Genomic DNA, 15,915 nt, shown 5'->3' with positions numbered 1-15,915 from the left:
TTTTGATATGCATCGTTTTATCTATGTTTCTGTAAGCAGTAACGAACGCAATCCCGCGGCTTTATTTTCAATTTCCTGCCACTCCTGCTCAGGGTAAGAGCCGCTGACGATCCCCGCCCCGGCATACAGTCTGAGCGTATGGTTTTCGACTTTCGCCGAACGCAGAGAAACGCAAAATTCGCTTTGCGCCAGCGACAGATAGCCAGCAGAGCCTGCATACCAGCCGCGGGTAAAAAGCTCATTACGGGTGATAAAATCCAGCGCCACCTGACGCGGCAAACCCGCGACCGCCGCCGTGGGCTGAAGCAGATGAAGACAGCGGGCATCATCGGGTTTATCCAGCTCGGCCCATATACAGCGCCGCAAATGCTGAACTTTCCGCAAACGAACAATCTGCGGCGGCAGCACTTCCAGCGCGCGCGTCTCCCCTTGCAGCCGCTGGCAGATATCCTCCACCACCAGCATATTTTCGCGCTGATTTTTATCGTCGCCCATCAACCAGTTGCCCAAACGCTGGGCCTGACGATCGTCCGCATGGCTGGCGACGGTTCCCGCCAGCGCTTCGGTACGCAATAGCGCGCCGCGCCGCCGCCACAGCCGTTCCGGCGTTGAACCCACGAATGCCTCTCGCGGGGTAAAGGCCATCAGGAAGTGGAAGCAGTTAAGATTGCTGCGACGGCTGGCGGCCATAATCGATCCGGCGTTTAACGGCGCGGCGAAATGCAAATCGGTGGCGCGAGCCAGCACTACTTTATCCATCTCCCCCGCCGCTATCGCCTGCGTCGCCTGCGTAATCAGCGCTCGCCACTGCGGATAAGCCGGGAAATGCTGTTCGCTAAGCAGAGAGGGCATCGCGGTGGCCTGCGCCTGTTTCGCCGTCAGCGAATCGAGAAATTCACGCGCCGCGCGGGCATCGTCGCGGAGCGAGCTCTCGCTGGACAGCACCAGACGTAGCGTGGCGCTGCCGCCCAGGCGACGCCACTCCAGCCTCGGCAATAGCAACAGGCCCTGCTGAGGATCAAAGGCGTTAAGGCCGCAAATTCGCAGGTCATCACGCCCCTGCTGGCGCAAAAAATCGTGCGCCAGCGTCAGGGAAGCAAAGGTTTTTACCGCTCCCAGCGCCGCCAGCTCTTCATCGCCGCTGCGCTGCTGCCAGTAAAACTGCGGCCACTGCCGCTGATGGTTGCACCACAGCAGCGGATCAAAAGCGTCATTCAGCGCAAAGGAGATATCGTAAATTCGCGTGCCGGGCGATGGCGGGAACGCTTCATCCAGGCAGCGGTATAGGCTTTCCAGCGCGGTGGAAACAGACAGCACGCGAACCTCCACGGAGTAAAAACCCCACATTATACGGGGTACTACTGAGGAATAGCAGTACCCACGATGAGGGAGCGGCTTTTAATTCGCGCGACGGTCAGTGAGTGGCGATTTCGTACGCCATGCCGATATGGTCGATGCCGTCCTCGTCGTAAACTTCGGTCACCGGTACAAAACCGAAGCTGGCGTAGAATTTTTGCAGGTGCGCCTGGGCGCCAAGATAGATGGCCTTTTGCGGCCAGTGTTGACGGCAGCTGGCCAGCGCCTGTTCCATCAGCTGATAACCCAGCTTCTCGCCGCGCGCCGCCGGGCTGATAATCACCCGGCCAATCACTACCGGTTCAAACTCGTCATCGCTCTTGAGAATGCGCGCGTAGGCCACCAGTTCATCGCCGCGCCAGCCGAGAAGATGGCGGTTCTCTCCCACCAGATCGTCGCCGTCGATGTCCTGATAGACGCAGGATTGTTCGACAACAAACACTGCACAGCGTAATTTCAGCACGGCATATAGCTGGGGGACGGTCAGTTCGGCGTGGTGAAGATCCTGCCATGTCATCATCTGCGGTTCCTTAGTTGGTATACTTTGTTTTTTTGACCCACGCCCTGAGGATACTGGACGATGGAATTACTCTTTTTGGGGACATCCGCTGGCGTGCCGACCCGTACGCGTAATATGACGTCGATAGTGCTGAATTTGCAACAGCCAACAATGGCGGAGATGTGGCTGTTCGACTGCGGAGAGGGAACTCAGCATCAGTTTCTGCGCACCGCCTGTCACCCCGGCAAACTGAACAAGATTTTTATCACCCATTTACATGGCGATCACCTTTTCGGCCTCCCCGGCCTGCTGTGCAGCCGCTCGATGCAGGGCAATACTCTGCCGCTGACGCTGTACGGGCCAAAGGGGCTTAAAGAGTTTGTGGAAACCGCGCTGCGCCTGAGCGGCTCCTGGACCGATTATCCGCTCACTATCGTCGAAGTCGAACCGGGGCTGGTGTTTGATGAAGCCGGCTTCCGGGTCACCGCCTGGCCGTTAAACCATCCGGTCGAGTGCTATGGCTATCGTATCGAACAGCATGATAAGCCGGGCACCCTCGATGCCGCCCGGCTTATCGCCGAAGGCGTGCCTCCCGGCCCGCTGTTCCACCGTTTAAAGCAGGGGCTGACGGTTGAGCTGGATGGTCGGGTGATTGACGGCAGCCGCTACCTCGGCCCGGCAACGCCGGGTAAGAAGCTGGCGATTTTCGGCGATACCGCCCCCTGCCCGGCGGCGCTGGAACTGGCCCGCGGCGTGGATGTTATGGTCCATGAGGTGACGCTCGAACAGGCGATGGCGGAAAAAGCGAATAGCCGTGGCCATTCAACCAGCCAGCAAACCGCCGCGCTGGCGCACGACGCCGACGTCGGTACGCTTATCGCCACGCATTTTAGTTCTCGCTATGACGCTGAAGGCTGCCAGCGCCTGCTGGCAGAGTGCCGAGAGATATTCCCGTCGACCGTGCTGGCGGAAGATTTCATGGTCTATACCGTAGAATAAAAAAGAGGCGTAACGCGGCAGAGACAAAAGCCGCGAATACGCCGCCAGCTACTCTTCAACGTAGCTGTTATAACGCAGGATAGATTTCAAATTCCGATAACCCAGGTAATCCTGGATAGAGTCGTCATCAATGCCTTTTTTTCCCAGTTCATAGCCGCAGGCATGGCGCAGCATCCGCGGGTGAATATTTTGCTTCAATTTTGCCAGCTCGCAGCATTCACGAATAATCTGGTAAAAACGCTGACGGGTCATTTTATTACCGCGAGAGGAGATAAATAATAAATCATTTTGCGCCGGATAACACTCTCTGGCCAGCAACCAGCGCTGCAGTGAGAGAACCTCTTTCGGTTGTAATGGATGATACCCAGAAATACCGTGACGCGCCCGGCGAATATAAACTCGTTTTCCCGGCAGGTCGATATCTCGCAAAGTTAATGCGGTAATTTCGTTAATCCGGCAGCCGTGCAAAAAGCACATTTGAATCATGCAGCTATTTCTTTCCGGGTGAGCACAATAGTTTGCGGCAAGTACCAGTCGCTCAACATCCTTTACGCTCAGATATTCCGTATCTTCCTGCATACGCCATTCCTTTTCATCCAGTTAGCTCATCAGGTCATTGATAGGTAAATGTTAACTGCACCACCGATTCAAAGTTACCCGCCGTCGCTCCGCCCTGAGTTGAATATAAACGGGCAGCCAGCGGAAAAACGCCCTTTTGCGTACTGCTGTTAATCGCAACCGTCATCTTGTCCTGATTTTTATAGGTCGTGGAATGGTCGCTATTGGTTATTTGCAGCGCAATACGCTGCGCCGCATCGCTGGCCGCCACATTGGCGAAATGCGTGGCGTCATCGCCGTCCGTCACGCCGTCAAACTTCACCGTCGCTTTAGTGGTTCCTGCCGGGCAGTTTTCAACATTTAAGGTAAAGGTTTTCCACTCCGAAGCGGAGCCGGCCGCCTGAAAATTTGTTTTCACCAGCGTACCGAAATTCACCTCTTGATATTTTGTATCAGTGCTCACATCGCAGGGATAATAATAAATCGTGCCTTTTATATTTAAGGGTATTCCGCCCCAGGATGAAAAAACAGGCAGCAACAATGCCAACCATAGCGCCTTTTTCATTATTGACTCCTGCTATTCAATTTCAGCCTGAATGGTTGCCGTGGCGGTAAACCCACCGCCAGCGGGTAAATTACCGGTGGTATTTATCGGATAGACTTTCATAGTGGTATCCCCGGTCTGGGTCGAATAGTTCAGATCGACCGGCAGCAGCCCTGAAATCACTGGAATTTTGGTTCCGGTAATACTTTCAATCCGCACCGCAATATCGCTATTGGTCGTCACCAGCGCAGTGTTGTCATGGGAGTCAGCCGTGCCCTGGAATGAGAGAGCAATTTTAACCCCTGCCGAAATATTGGTGCAGGCCACGGTCATATTTACCTCGTAAGGAGTGAAGCCCGTCGGCATCTGGTTGGCCGTTTTGAAGTTATTGCCAGCAATATCGCCAAAATCAATGTTAATTGGCTGACCGGTATTTATTTCGCAGGACTGCGGTACCGTAACCGAGCCGCTCATTGAGATCTGCGTTAATGGATTTGCACCGTAGCTTCCAGAGATTCTTGTTCCATAGACATTAAGGATAACCGTCGGAGGGATAGTCACCTGACCAACAAATGGTCGAGTAAAATAGAGCGAAACGTATCCCACTGAACCACTCTGAAAAGTTGAACCGCCCGCATTGCAAGCAAAGCCCTGGTTATTGTTATTGCTTTTATTGTCGATAGGTGTTGGGAAATAGTCATTCACGCCCCCGGCAATATATAGCTCGCTGGCAATTTCCAGATATTTATTAAGCTGATAATAATTCACCCCGCCTCGACTTTGCGTCGCAGCCATCCCAGGGACCGTGGCTTTAAAATATGTAGGCCCAGTGATATAGCTGCCACAATCACATTTTGCATTATAATTTCCCCCGGTATTCCAACGGTACAGGCGAGGAAACGTCATCCCAGCCTGGTTTTGCGAGGGATTAGTAAAGGTTTCAATAAATGAGAATGTATTGCGAAATGGAGCGTGACCAGCCGAAGTCGTCTCACACCACCCGGTTGCCGCCATCGCCTGCGGCGATAGCGCCAGCGCCGACAGGCCTGCTAATATTGCCCATAAAAATCGTTTCATTATTTCTGCATCCTTTCGATTAGCGGCATAGCCCCGGGGCTACAATAATGCCGGTGAGAGTTTTACCTGACGGCAGCGCGTACTGAATCCGGCAGCGCTCCTGTGCGGCCGCTCCCCATTTCACGTTAAGCGCTCCATTAGACTCCAGCCCGGTCAGATAAACTTGTCCGCCCTCGCCAACGATAAATGCCTGCTCTGACGCCGCGGCTCCGGGTACGCTGACCATCGCGCCGAAAGGTACCGGCTGACCATTCGCCCGACGAACCGTCATCAGAACCCGGCTACCGACGCTGGTGGAGTAGTTTGCGCGAACCACCGCCCCGCGGGTTGGCACCACCGTTTGAGTGGTTAGCTCGAGATCGACATCGTCCGGCATCGTGCTGGTGTCAAGGGTCAAGATATTCTTGCGATACGGCGAGGCGTAAGGCACCACGGCGTAGCCCCGCCAGTCGGTTCTGACGCCGGTCTGGTTATTGATCCCAACCCCGGAAGCGCCGGGCGCTTTAACTAAAGCGAGGGTTTCGCCAAAAGGCTGCCCCAGCGTCAGGCCATTTTCATGCGCCAGGACTCCACCGCGCAGGGCGTAGTTCAGGCGATGGCTGTATTTATCATGGCTGTAGCCGCCGGTAAGCTCGCCATAGGTCGCGCGCCAGTCGGCATTAATGCTGCCGCTCTCCCCTCGTCCCTGGCTGGTGTATCCTTCCTGTACGCTCCAGCTCAGGTTATCACGCTCAAGCAAAGTGCCGGAAAGGCCCAGGTTGTTGCTGGTGGAGCCATTCTTACTGCTGTTCAGGGAGTAGCTGGCATAAACTGGTTTCGGCAGCCATTCCCCCAGCGGCACGCTGATGCTCAGAGCGAAAAGGTGGTCTTCATCATTGCGCGTTCCGGTATTCTGGTCGGTGGTATTACGGTTATAGCTGTAGTTCATGCTGTAGCTGACGCCGCGCCAGCTATTGTTGTATCCCACGCCGACGGACTCCATCGTGCGCCCGGTGTTCCAGTAATCTTCGCGGATATAGTTTAGCGAGAGAGACCCCATTTCTTCGCCAAGGCTCTGGCTGAGCGTCACTTCCCCGCGATTGCGCCGCCGTTCGATTGAAGGGGTATAATTATCGTCCCGATAGGTATCCAGCACCTCCTGCATATCCCAGTAGCCGCTGGTAGCATAGCGATATCCCGCCAGGGAAATGTTAGTCCCTAAGCCTGGAAGATCTTTGCTATAACGAATACGCACCGACTGCCCGCTCTCTTTGTCTTGATCCTGTCGGTTCGACCAGGCCTGGGTGACATCGGTCGATACGGCGCCAAGATCGCCAAGGTTTTTCCCCACCCCCAGCGCCAGGGACTGATATTTGCTGCTAAACTGACCGCCGCCGTACAGGGTTATCCCCAACGGTAGACCGTAAATAGCCGTCCCCTGAGTAAGGGGCGTTTCATCAATGCTATTGTCGTAGGCCCGGTATACGCCGGAGGTCACGCTATATTTGAGGCGGCCCTCGCGCTGCAGGACAGGCAGTGAAGCATAAGGCACGATCAGGTTTTGCTCGCTGCCATCGGATTCTTTAATAGTGACCGCTAAATCGCCCGAGCCACCGGTCGGATACAGATCGGTGATTTCGAACGCGCCGGGGGAGACATAGGTCTGGTAAATCTCATAGCCGTTCTGGCGAATAATGACCTGGGCATTGGTACGCGCAATCCCGCGAACCACCGGCGCATAGCCGCGCAGGCTTTCCGGCAGCATATCGTCATCGGAAGCCAGCATCGCCCCGCGAAAAGGGATGCCTTCGAAAATGTCGGCGTCGGTGCTGCTATCGCCCAACGTCATCACCCCTTGCAGGGCATTAATATTACGCTGGGCATAGGTATAAACCGTATCCCAGCTGTTACTGGACTCGCCTTCGCTGCTGTTACGTGACCAGGTAGTGTAGTTGCGCAAACGCCACGGACCCATGTTGATACCGGGACGCAGGTTAACGTATTGGTTGTCACTATCCGGCATGTCATTCTTGCGCGACCAGTTATTCGCCCCGCTTACGGAGTAGTTCAGCAGAAGGGCCGCTATGCCGTCATCCCACTGCTTCGGGTCGACCCAGCCCCGCGCCGCGCTGGTAACCGCCGCCTGAGGGAAACTTAATAACAGGCGTTGCTGACTAAAACGAAAGTCAGCCGTTGCCTGTGGTATAACGCCCAAATCCGCGCAGTCCGCCGATTTACGGCCTAATTCAGGGAATTGCTTAACGCGCACGCCCCATTCGGCAAGCTCTTCAACGTTCAGACACGGCTGCAGGGCCGTTTCCCCCGGGATCCGGCTTTGCTGAAAAGTGACATCCCGGGTCTCCATAAAGATATTGTTGAGGTAAATATCGACCCGATAGGTTCCCGGCTGCTGCCCTCCAGCGTGTTCATAAGCCGATAAATCCCTGACCCCCGTCTGCGGGCCATCCATTTCCAATAACGCCGGGTTAAACACATCCCGCGCCAGCGCAGTATCACACCACGGTATCAAGGCAACGGCCAGAGCTCCGGCTATCCGGTTAAGCCGCCATTTGTTATGATTATTGTTCATTGTCTCTGGAACTCCCTGGCCTGATAGCCTTTACAAATTAGCGCTGTGCTGCGCGCCAATACCGCCGTAATCATTAATCAGTTTCCACTGCAAAGAGCCTGTACTGCCGCGCGGCAAATCAAAACGCGCCGTCGCGCCAGGCGCCACCCAGTTGGCTTCTTTGACTTCCGCGCCACCGATTTTCACCTCGGCGAAATTCATATAAAACGCGGTGGGATTAGTGACCTGTAGCGTATTGCCGCTGCGCGTCCAGCGAAGCTGATCCGTCACTGTTTCCGGCGTTCCCTCGACGGATTTCGGCCGATAAATTAATTTGATACGGGTTTTAATAGCGATCTGTAATGTGTTGGCGCCAGCTTTGGCCTGTGAGGATGGAATCGCTTTGATATTCATCCAGAACATACTTTCTTTGTTTTCGGGCAATCCGCCGCTATAAATCACCCGCAGGCGGGTCTGCTGCTCACCGTCCAGGCGAAATAACGGCGGCGTTAACAGAAAGGGCGCGGCCCCTTTATCATTCTCCACCCAGCTCTGAATAAGATAGGGTGTAGCATCATTGTTGGTTACGCTCAGCGTGGCCTCTTTTTTACCGCCCGGATAAATCAGGCGAGTACCGCCGGTCACGACGCCCGCATGTGCCGTAGCGCCCACCAACAGCCATCCAGCCATCAACACTTTCAGGTATCGTTTCATCTCCAGCTCCCTGGAAAAGCGAGCCGATTTCGGCTCGCTAGCACGGTCTAATAGACGGAGGATCAGTTGTAGCTGATAGTGAAGTTAGCGCTACCGTTAGCTTTACCAGCAACAACAGTTGTGTCGGTCTGGATATAACGAACGCGGAACGGCAGATCGATATCACCGGTAGATGGGATGGTCAGGCTGGTAGAACGGGTGAACAGCGGCAGGGTACTGTTAGTGCTGCCATCAACCAGCTGCAGAGCCACGCCTGTAGCGACATTAGGTTCTGCGGTCAGCTGCAGTTTGCTATTGTCGCCGCCGACGTTAGTGCCGGAGAACAGTACCGATGCTTTAGTAACCGTAGTCGGGCAGTTTTTCAGTTGGATATCAAAACCTTGCTCAGCCGCAGTAGAACCGGTACCGGTAAACGCCGTCTTGGCGATCTGTCCCATTTGGACTTCCAGCGGGTTAGACAGGTCGTTGACCACGTCGCAACCAGCATCAATGATGTCGCCAATAAACTTCACCTGACCGTCATCTGCCAGCGCAGCACCAGAGATCGTCGCGCAGGCGGCAACAACAGCAGCAAGTAATGTTTTTTTCATGATTTGTCCTTTTCAATGCAGTCAATGCATTAACTTAAAAGCGCAATACCGTGCGCATCCTTTTATTTACGTTTGATATTAATAACACAACAAAACATTGACCCATGAAATGGATATAATATTCTGAAGTGGTCATTTTGTATCAATTTGACCACTTCAATTAATTGAAATATATATTGCCAGGGAGGGCATTTTTTATTTCGTATTTACCAGGAAAAAGCCTAATAAACACGATAAAAAACTAAAGAGTGGAAGAGGTACAAACCATACGTGAAGCCAATTAAAAAAACCGAAAAATAAATGACGTCTATATTTAATGTAACCACATGAAAATAATAACAAAAAACATTGTTAATCATAAATTGACATTGTTACCACCTGTGGATAGCATAGGAGTCAGTTTGATACAAAATGACTATTTCATTTACCAAACCTCTCTAAATCTTGCATCATTACTTGCCGTATAAATAACCGTATGCTGAATATTCCGGTGCCCAAGAAAATCCTGAATTAATCGCGTATCCACACCGTTATTCGCCAGCGCGAAACCACACGCGTGGCGCAGCATATGCGGATGCGCATTAATTTCCAACTGGGCAACAAGGCTCAGATTTTTCATCATTTGATATATTCTCTGGCGGGATAAAGGCTGGCCATTACGTGATAAAAAGAGCCAGCCGGAATTATTGCCGGGGTAATTATTACGCACACGCAGCCACTCGTTGAGTACCTTTACCTCTTGTTTATAAATAGGATGCGTGGTTGAAAAGCCGTTTTTCAGCCGACGAATATAAATGACCCCGCTTTGAATATCGATATCAGAGAGCTTCCAGTGACGAATTTCGCTCACCCGACACCCATGATTAAAACACATCCACAGTAAACAGACATCGCGTTCCGGATTTGCCCCCCGCCTGGCCGCTTCAACCAAACGCTGAACCTCCCCGATGGTCAAATGCTTACGCCTTGTTTTCATTCACTTTCTCCATCTACAAAACACAACAGTGTGCGTAGTAATAATAGTACGGAAAATAAGAGGATGAGTGGAAATGTAAAGTGAGATTAATATGATAAAAAGCATGAATATTACAAAAAATATTAAAGCAAAGGTCCCACCGCTTTCGCGTAGATAAAAAAAGGACCGCCGAAGCGATCCTTTTTACCCACGACGGATATGATTACATCAGCGGCGTAGCCAACTGTACGATGCTGATTAACGGCTGCGGCCATACGCCCAGTACCAGCACCAGCAGCGCGGAGATCAGCACCACGATGCCCCCGGCGCTGTACTGCCAGTTAGACGGCGCATCGCGATTCAGTTTCTCTGGCGCGCTCAGATAGAGGCTCACCGCCACGCGCAGATAGTAGTAGAGGCCAATCGCTGAACCCAGCACTACCGCCCCGACCAGCCACCACAGGTGCGCGTGCACGCCTACCGCCAGCACGTAAAACTTACCGATAAAGCCCAGCGTCATTGGGATACCGGCAAGAGACAGCATCATCACCGTCATCACCGCCGACAGAATCGGACGATGCCAGAACAGGCCTCGGTAGGAGTAGAGCGAATCGGCATCAGGGCCGCGGTACGGGCTGGACATCAGGCTCACCACGCCGAACGCGCCGAGGCTGCTGAACAGGTAACCCGCCAGGTAAACCCCCACCGCTTCCATCGACATCTCGCCGCTCTGCAGGGCAATCAGCGCCACCAGCAGGTAGCCAAGATGAGAAATGGATGAGTAGCCGAGCAGACGTTTAATATTGGTCTGGCTCAGCGCCATCAGGTTACCGAAGATAATCGACGCAAAGGCGATAAGACCCAGCACCACGCGTACCGCCTCACTGCCGCCAACCGGCATATAGAGGAACAGACGCATCACCACGCCGAAGATGGCGATCTTGCTGGCGGTCGCCAGGAAGGTGGAGACCGGCGCAGGCGCCCCCTGGTAAACGTCCGGCGTCCACAGGTGGAACGGCACCAGCGACAGCTTAAAGCCGAGGCCGACAATCATCAAACCGAGACCGGCCAGCAGCAGCGGCTCGTGCAGCATGCCATCCGTCAGGCTCTTACCGAGCGCCAGGAACGAAAGGTTGCCGGAATTGGCATATACCAGCGCCATACCGAACAGCAGGAACGAAGAGGCAACGGCGGACAGAATCGTGTACTTGATGCTGGCTTCCAGCGAACGTTTCTGGCGGAAGGCGTAGCCGACCAGGCCGAACAGCGGCAGCGAAATCAGTTCGATACCGAGGAACAGCGCCGCCAGATGGTTAGCGCCCGCCAGCAGAATGCCGCCCAGCGCGGCGATCAGCACCAGCAGATAGAACTCTTCTTTATTGTCCTTGTAACCCTCAAGCCATGGGTAGGCGAAAGTACAGGTGGCGAGGCTCGCCAGCAGCACCAGCCCGGTGTAGAGCATCGAATAGCCGTCTACGCGAATCATCGGCGTGACGTCCATCGCTCCGTTCTGACCCACGAACCAGAGTGATATCAGCGCGGCGTTCAGGCCGAGAACCGACAGCGTGGCATTGAGGAAATGATTGCGTCGCCACGCAATGGAGAGCATCACAACCACCACCGTCAAGCCGACGATCAGCAGCGGTAGCAGTGCGATCAGTTGTTGTGGAGTTATTGTCATGGCGAATTACGGCCTTGTAGTAGAAACAGAATTAACAAACCACTGCTGAATGTTGCTCATCGCAGAGTGCGAGGTGTCCAGAATCGGCTGTGGGAAGAAGCCCAGCAGCACCAGCAGAACAACCAGCAGCAGGATGATCGACAGTTCACGCAGGGACATTCCCGGCAATGCTTTCGCGGCGATTTCGCTTTTTGCTTTACCAAAGTACGCGCGATGCAGCATCGACAGCGAGTACACGGAAGCGAACACCAGACCGAAGGTAGAAATAATCGTAATCACCGGTACGGTTTTATAGCTGCCGAACAGAATCATAAATTCGCCGACGAAGTTACCGGTACCCGGCATCCCGAGGGTCGCGACCGCAAAGAACATCGACAGCGCCGGCAGCCACTTGATTTTGCTCCACAGACCGCCCATCTGACGCATATCGCGCGTATGCAGGCGCTCGTACAGCTGGCCGCAAAGGATAAACAGGCCGGCAGCGGACAGGCCGTGGGCAATCATCTGAATCACCGCGCCCTGGTAAGCCAGCTGGCTGCCGGTATAGATAGCAATCAGCACAAAGCCCATGTGGGAAACGGAGGTGTAAGCAATCAGACGCTTGATATCGTACTGGCTGAAGGCCATCCACGCGCCGTAGAAAATACCGATGACGCCCAGCCACATGGCGATAGGGGCAAATTCGGCGGAAGCGTTCGGGAACAGCGGCAGCGCAAAGCGCAGCAGGCCGTAGGCCGCGGTTTTCAACAGAATCCCCGCGAGGTCAACGGAACCGGCGGTCGGCGCCTGAGAGTGCGCGTCCGGCAGCCAGCCGTGCAGCGGAACCACCGGCATTTTTACCGCGAAAGCGATAAAGAAGCCCAGCATTAGCATGTATTCCACGCCGTGGGACATCGGGGTTTTCAGCAGTTCTTCATAGTTGAAGGTCCACACGCCGGTAGCGTTGAAGTGGACAAACGCCAGCGCCAGGATGGCAATCAGCATCACCAGCCCGCTCGCCTGGGTATAAATGAAGAACTTGGTTGCCGCCGTGATACGCGTTTTACCGTCAGAGGCTTTATGGCCCCACAGCGCGATCAGGAAGTACATCGGCACCAGCATCATTTCCCAGAAGAAGAAGAACAGGAACAGGTCGATAGCCAGGAATACGCCGATCACGCCACCGAGGATCCACATCAGGTTAAGATGGAAAAAGCCCTGATATTTCTCGATTTCGCGCCATGAACAGAGCACCGCCAGCACGCCGAGCAGCCCGGTCAGCACCACCATTAGCAGCGACAGGCCGTCGATAGCCAGATGGATGCTGATACCGAATCGCGGGATCCACGGCATCACGAATTCCGACTGCCACTGCGGAATACCGGTTGATTGCGTGAGAGAATAGCCGCCCTGCATCCACAACTGCAGGCCAAGCAGAAACGTCAATCCCATAGTGATCAGCGCGATCCAGCGCGGCATCTTCACGCCAAAGCGTTCAGTCTGCCAGCACAGGAAGCCGCCGATAAAGGGAATTAATATTAGCCAGGGTAATAACATGGCGATCTTTATTCCTTGTTAAAGTCCCGTTCAGGACCGATTTTCAACGAATTCTCACAGAAAATTCACTTCGAATTGCGGGTTTTGTTGCCCGGCGGCGCTCTGCCCGCCGGGCCTACGGGTAAGCGCTACCCGACAACGCCCGCCCTCCGCAAACTCAACGCAATACCATCAGCAGCGCCAGCACCACGACCGCGCCGATGCCCATTGAAGCCACATACCAGCGCAGATAGCCGTTCTCACTCACCACCAGGCCTTTGCCTGCGAAGCGGGAAAGGATTGCCGGAATGTTCATCAGCGCATTCAGCGGATCGCTCTTCAGCAGCCACGCCACGCCGAGGAACGGCTTGACGAATACTTTGTCATACAGCCAGTCAAAGCCCCAGGCGTTGTACCACCAGGTACCGAGCAGACGACCCGGCGCGCTGTTGGCAATCGACGTCACCAGCGTGCGTTTACCCAGCCACAGCCAGGCGGCAATCAGAATGCCCGCGATGGCAATCACCCCGGAGGCGATTTCCAGCGTCATGACGCGTCCGTGTTCAAGCTCGGTGGTCTGCGGCAGCACGCCTTCCAGCGGCGGCACAATCAGCGCGCCAACGAAGGTCGAGAGCACCAGCAGCACAATCAGCGGCAGATGATGGGTAATCCCCTTCCCTGCGTGAGCGTGAATTTGTTCTTTACCGTGGAACACGATGAAAATCATACGGAAGGTGTACAGGGAGGTCATAAACGCCCCGACCAGACCGGCGACCATCAGATTAAGATGACCGTTCGCCATCGCGCCCGCCAGAATCTCATCCTTACTGAAGAAGCCGGCAGTCACCAGCGGCAGCGCGGACAGCGCCGCGCCCCCGACCAGGAAGCAGACGTATACCAGCGGAATTGACTTACGCAGGCCGCCCATCTTGAAGATGTTCTGTTCGTGGTGGCAGGCGAGGATCACCGAGCCGGACGCCAGGAACAGCAGCGCTTTAAAGAACGCATGGGTCATCAGATGGAAAATGGCCGCGTCCCACGCCTGCACGCCGAGCGCGAGGAACATGTAGCCAATCTGGCTCATGGTGGAGTAAGCGAGCACGCGTTTGATATCGGTCTGCACCAGCGCGGCGAAGCCTGCCAGCACCAGCGTTACCGCCCCGACGATCCCCACCAGATGCAGGACTTCCGGGGTCATCAGGAACAGGCCATGCGTGCGCGCAATCAGATAGACACCGGCGGTGACCATGGTCGCGGCGTGGATTAGCGCGGAAACCGGCGTTGGGCCCGCCATCGCGTCCGCAAGCCAGGTCTGCAACGGCAGCTGCGCGGATTTACCCACCGCGCCGCCCAGCAGCATCAGGGTAGCCCACATCAGCATGTTGTTGCCGGCCTCAAAGTGCGCAGGCGCCAGTTCGACCATTTCGCGGAAGTTCAGGGTGCCCAGTTCGTTGTAGAGAATGAACAGCGCGAACGCCAGGAACACATCGCCGACGCGGGTCACCACAAACGCTTTCATCGCCGCCGCGCCGTTCTTCGGATCGGTGTAGTAGAAGCCGATCAGCAGATAGGAGCACAGGCCCACGCCTTCCCAGCCGAGGTACATCAGCAGCAGGTTATCCGCGAGCACCAGAACGACCATGCTGGCGATAAACAGGTTGGTATAGGCGAAGAAGCGGGAGTAGCCCTCTTCACCGCGCATATACCAGGAGGCGAACATGTGGATCAGGAAGCCGACGCCGGTGACCACGGAGAGCATGGTCAGAGAGAGGCCGTCCAGCACCAGGTTGAAGCCAATGTTGAAGTCGCCGACCGACATCCAGGTCCACAGCGGTACGCTGAGCGCCTGTTTGCCGTTGGCAAAGAAGTCGACGCCGACAAACGCCGTCACCAGCGCCGCCAGGCCTACCGAGCCAACGCCTACGGTGGCGGATAAATTTTCCGACCAGCGGCCGCGGGAGAAGGCCAGCAAAACAAAGCCAATCAATGGCAAAAGAATGGTTAAGGCAAGCATGTTCATCCGCGCAACTCACTTACTGAATCGATGTTCAGGTTCTGGCGACGACGATGGAGCTGCAGCAGCAGCGCCAGGCCGATACTCGCTTCCGCGGCGGCGAGGGTGATGGCGAGGATATACATTATCTGGCCATCGGTCTGGCCCCAGTAGCTCCCTGCAACCACGAAAGCCAGCGCGGCGGCATTGATCATGATCTCCAGGCTAATCAGCATAAACAGCAGATTGCGGCGGATAACCAGCCCCGTCAGGCCGAGGACAAACAGGACAGAGGCGAGGATCAGTCCATGTGTTAAGGGGATCATGCGTGTTCCTCCGTTTTTCTTTTATCGCTGTCGTTCGGACGATTGCTCAGCACTTCCCCGGCGCGTTCTTCGCGACCGATATGGAAGGCGACAACCAGACCCGCGAGCAGCAGCATGGAGGCCAGCTCCACCGCCAGAACGTACGGCCCAAACAGCGCGATACCCACCTCTTTGGCGTTAATCGCCGCGCCGTCGATACCCTGATCGTTAACGCCGAGAATGGCGTAAACGATCACCACCAGCAGCACCGCGGAAAGAATGGCCGGACCAATCCAGATCCCGGGTTTCAGCCACTGACGTTCCTGTTCGATTTCGCTGCCGCCCAGGTTGAGCATCATCACCACGAACACGAACAGCACCATAATGGCGCCCGCATAAACGATAATTTCCAGCGCGCCGGCGAAGTAAGCCCCCAGCGAGAAGAACACCCCGGCAATCGCCAACAGCGAAATGATCAGGTACAGCAGCGCGTGCACCGGATTTGTGTGGGTGATCACCCGCAGGGTTGCGAGGATGGCTATCAGGCCACAGATATAAAAAGCGAATTCCATTGCCCTCTC

At 55.1% G+C, this 15,915-nt stretch carries 15 protein-coding genes; 1 reads left to right on the top strand and 14 read right to left on the bottom strand.

What is annotated here, in order from left to right; translation table 11 throughout:
* Nucleotides 1–21: 21 nt before the first annotated feature.
* Nucleotides 22–1,317 (bottom strand): isochorismate synthase MenF, encoded by a 1,296-nt coding sequence (menF, locus tag ACE3MN_RS07770; protein ID WP_049100302.1) that lies wholly within the window; start codon nucleotides 1,315–1,317, stop codon nucleotides 22–24.
* 97 nt (nucleotides 1,318–1,414) lie between these two features.
* The gene (locus ACE3MN_RS07765) at nucleotides 1,415–1,876 is read right to left on the bottom strand and encodes a GNAT family N-acetyltransferase (protein ID WP_004870979.1); all 462 of its coding nucleotides are present in this window, start codon (nucleotides 1,874–1,876) and stop codon (nucleotides 1,415–1,417) included.
* A 60-nt stretch (nucleotides 1,877–1,936) separates the two neighbouring features.
* Here ACE3MN_RS07765 and rnz point away from each other — a divergent pair, with 60 nt between their 5' ends.
* Nucleotides 1,937–2,854: a ribonuclease Z gene (gene rnz / locus ACE3MN_RS07760; protein WP_024359257.1), complete on the top strand. Its 918-nt coding sequence runs from the start codon at nucleotides 1,937–1,939 to the stop codon at nucleotides 2,852–2,854.
* A 48-nt stretch (nucleotides 2,855–2,902) separates the two neighbouring features.
* Here the strand turns inward: rnz and ACE3MN_RS07755 are convergent, their stop codons facing one another.
* The 12 genes from ACE3MN_RS07755 to nuoJ form a co-directional block, all read right to left on the bottom strand.
* Nucleotides 2,903–3,433 (bottom strand): tyrosine-type recombinase/integrase, encoded by a 531-nt coding sequence (locus tag ACE3MN_RS07755; protein ID WP_004870975.1) that lies wholly within the window; start codon nucleotides 3,431–3,433, stop codon nucleotides 2,903–2,905.
* A gap of 34 nt (nucleotides 3,434–3,467) precedes the next feature.
* Nucleotides 3,468–3,977 carry a fimbrial protein gene (locus ACE3MN_RS07750; protein ID WP_004870973.1) on the bottom strand — a complete coding sequence of 170 codons (510 nt, stop codon included), beginning with the start codon at nucleotides 3,975–3,977 and terminating at the stop codon, nucleotides 3,468–3,470.
* Nucleotides 3,978–3,989: 12 nt separating this feature from the next.
* Nucleotides 3,990–5,033: a fimbrial protein gene (locus tag ACE3MN_RS07745; RefSeq protein ID WP_024359258.1), complete on the bottom strand. Its 1,044-nt coding sequence runs from the start codon at nucleotides 5,031–5,033 to the stop codon at nucleotides 3,990–3,992.
* A gap of 19 nt (nucleotides 5,034–5,052) precedes the next feature.
* Complete coding sequence (locus ACE3MN_RS07740) at nucleotides 5,053–7,602, bottom strand: fimbria/pilus outer membrane usher protein (protein WP_049100295.1); 2,550 nt, start codon at nucleotides 7,600–7,602, stop codon at nucleotides 5,053–5,055.
* 30 nt (nucleotides 7,603–7,632) lie between these two features.
* Nucleotides 7,633–8,295 carry a molecular chaperone gene (locus ACE3MN_RS07735; RefSeq protein ID WP_024359260.1) on the bottom strand — a complete coding sequence of 221 codons (663 nt, stop codon included), beginning with the start codon at nucleotides 8,293–8,295 and terminating at the stop codon, nucleotides 7,633–7,635.
* 62 nt (nucleotides 8,296–8,357) lie between these two features.
* Nucleotides 8,358–8,885 (bottom strand): fimbrial protein, encoded by a 528-nt coding sequence (locus ACE3MN_RS07730; protein WP_024359261.1) that lies wholly within the window; start codon nucleotides 8,883–8,885, stop codon nucleotides 8,358–8,360.
* Between the two features lie 424 nt (nucleotides 8,886–9,309).
* The gene (locus ACE3MN_RS07725; protein WP_024359262.1) at nucleotides 9,310–9,861 is read right to left on the bottom strand and encodes a tyrosine-type DNA invertase; all 552 of its coding nucleotides are present in this window, start codon (nucleotides 9,859–9,861) and stop codon (nucleotides 9,310–9,312) included.
* A 202-nt stretch (nucleotides 9,862–10,063) separates the two neighbouring features.
* Nucleotides 10,064–11,521, bottom strand: coding sequence for an NADH-quinone oxidoreductase subunit NuoN (gene nuoN / locus ACE3MN_RS07720; protein ID WP_024359263.1), 1,458 nt, complete (start codon nucleotides 11,519–11,521; stop codon nucleotides 10,064–10,066).
* A 6-nt stretch (nucleotides 11,522–11,527) separates the two neighbouring features.
* Nucleotides 11,528–13,057, bottom strand: coding sequence for an NADH-quinone oxidoreductase subunit M (gene nuoM / locus ACE3MN_RS07715; protein ID WP_004870953.1), 1,530 nt, complete (start codon nucleotides 13,055–13,057; stop codon nucleotides 11,528–11,530).
* A 157-nt stretch (nucleotides 13,058–13,214) separates the two neighbouring features.
* Nucleotides 13,215–15,056 (bottom strand): NADH-quinone oxidoreductase subunit L, encoded by a 1,842-nt coding sequence (gene nuoL, locus ACE3MN_RS07710; protein WP_004870951.1) that lies wholly within the window; start codon nucleotides 15,054–15,056, stop codon nucleotides 13,215–13,217.
* Nucleotides 15,053–15,355 carry an NADH-quinone oxidoreductase subunit NuoK gene (gene nuoK, locus ACE3MN_RS07705; protein ID WP_004104062.1) on the bottom strand — a complete coding sequence of 101 codons (303 nt, stop codon included), beginning with the start codon at nucleotides 15,353–15,355 and terminating at the stop codon, nucleotides 15,053–15,055. Before nuoK ends, nuoL begins: the two co-directional genes overlap by 4 nt.
* Nucleotides 15,352–15,906 carry an NADH-quinone oxidoreductase subunit J gene (gene nuoJ, locus ACE3MN_RS07700; protein ID WP_004123127.1) on the bottom strand — a complete coding sequence of 185 codons (555 nt, stop codon included), beginning with the start codon at nucleotides 15,904–15,906 and terminating at the stop codon, nucleotides 15,352–15,354. Before nuoJ ends, nuoK begins: the two co-directional genes overlap by 4 nt.
* Between the last annotated feature and the right edge of the window lie 9 nt (nucleotides 15,907–15,915).

The sequence above is a fragment of the Klebsiella grimontii genome (genome assembly GCF_042137965.1).
Classification (GTDB): Bacteria; Pseudomonadota; Gammaproteobacteria; order Enterobacterales; family Enterobacteriaceae; genus Klebsiella; species Klebsiella grimontii.
This window is presented reverse-complemented; position numbering and strand designations above follow the sequence as displayed.

Bases quoted from the DNA above. Each gene is read 5' to 3' on its own strand.
- nuoN (WP_024359263.1), bottom strand. From the start codon at position 11,521: ATGACAATAACTCCACAACAACTGATCGCACTGCTACCGCTGCTGATC.
- ACE3MN_RS07745 (WP_024359258.1), bottom strand. From the start codon at position 5,033: ATGAAACGATTTTTATGGGCAATATTAGCAGGCCTGTCGGCGCTGGCG.
- nuoK (WP_004104062.1), bottom strand. From the start codon at position 15,355: ATGATCCCCTTAACACATGGACTGATCCTCGCCTCTGTCCTGTTTGTC.
- nuoM (WP_004870953.1), bottom strand. From the start codon at position 13,057: ATGTTATTACCCTGGCTAATATTAATTCCCTTTATCGGCGGCTTCCTG.
- ACE3MN_RS07735 (WP_024359260.1), bottom strand. From the start codon at position 8,295: ATGAAACGATACCTGAAAGTGTTGATGGCTGGATGGCTGTTGGTGGGC.
- nuoJ (WP_004123127.1), bottom strand. From the start codon at position 15,906: ATGGAATTCGCTTTTTATATCTGTGGCCTGATAGCCATCCTCGCAACC.
- rnz (WP_024359257.1), top strand. From the start codon at position 1,937: ATGGAATTACTCTTTTTGGGGACATCCGCTGGCGTGCCGACCCGTACG.
- ACE3MN_RS07750 (WP_004870973.1), bottom strand. From the start codon at position 3,977: ATGAAAAAGGCGCTATGGTTGGCATTGTTGCTGCCTGTTTTTTCATCC.
- ACE3MN_RS07755 (WP_004870975.1), bottom strand. From the start codon at position 3,433: ATGCAGGAAGATACGGAATATCTGAGCGTAAAGGATGTTGAGCGACTG.
- ACE3MN_RS07740 (WP_049100295.1), bottom strand. From the start codon at position 7,602: ATGAACAATAATCATAACAAATGGCGGCTTAACCGGATAGCCGGAGCT.
- ACE3MN_RS07765 (WP_004870979.1), bottom strand. From the start codon at position 1,876: ATGATGACATGGCAGGATCTTCACCACGCCGAACTGACCGTCCCCCAG.
- ACE3MN_RS07730 (WP_024359261.1), bottom strand. From the start codon at position 8,885: ATGAAAAAAACATTACTTGCTGCTGTTGTTGCCGCCTGCGCGACGATC.
- nuoL (WP_004870951.1), bottom strand. From the start codon at position 15,056: ATGAACATGCTTGCCTTAACCATTCTTTTGCCATTGATTGGCTTTGTT.
- ACE3MN_RS07725 (WP_024359262.1), bottom strand. From the start codon at position 9,861: ATGAAAACAAGGCGTAAGCATTTGACCATCGGGGAGGTTCAGCGTTTG.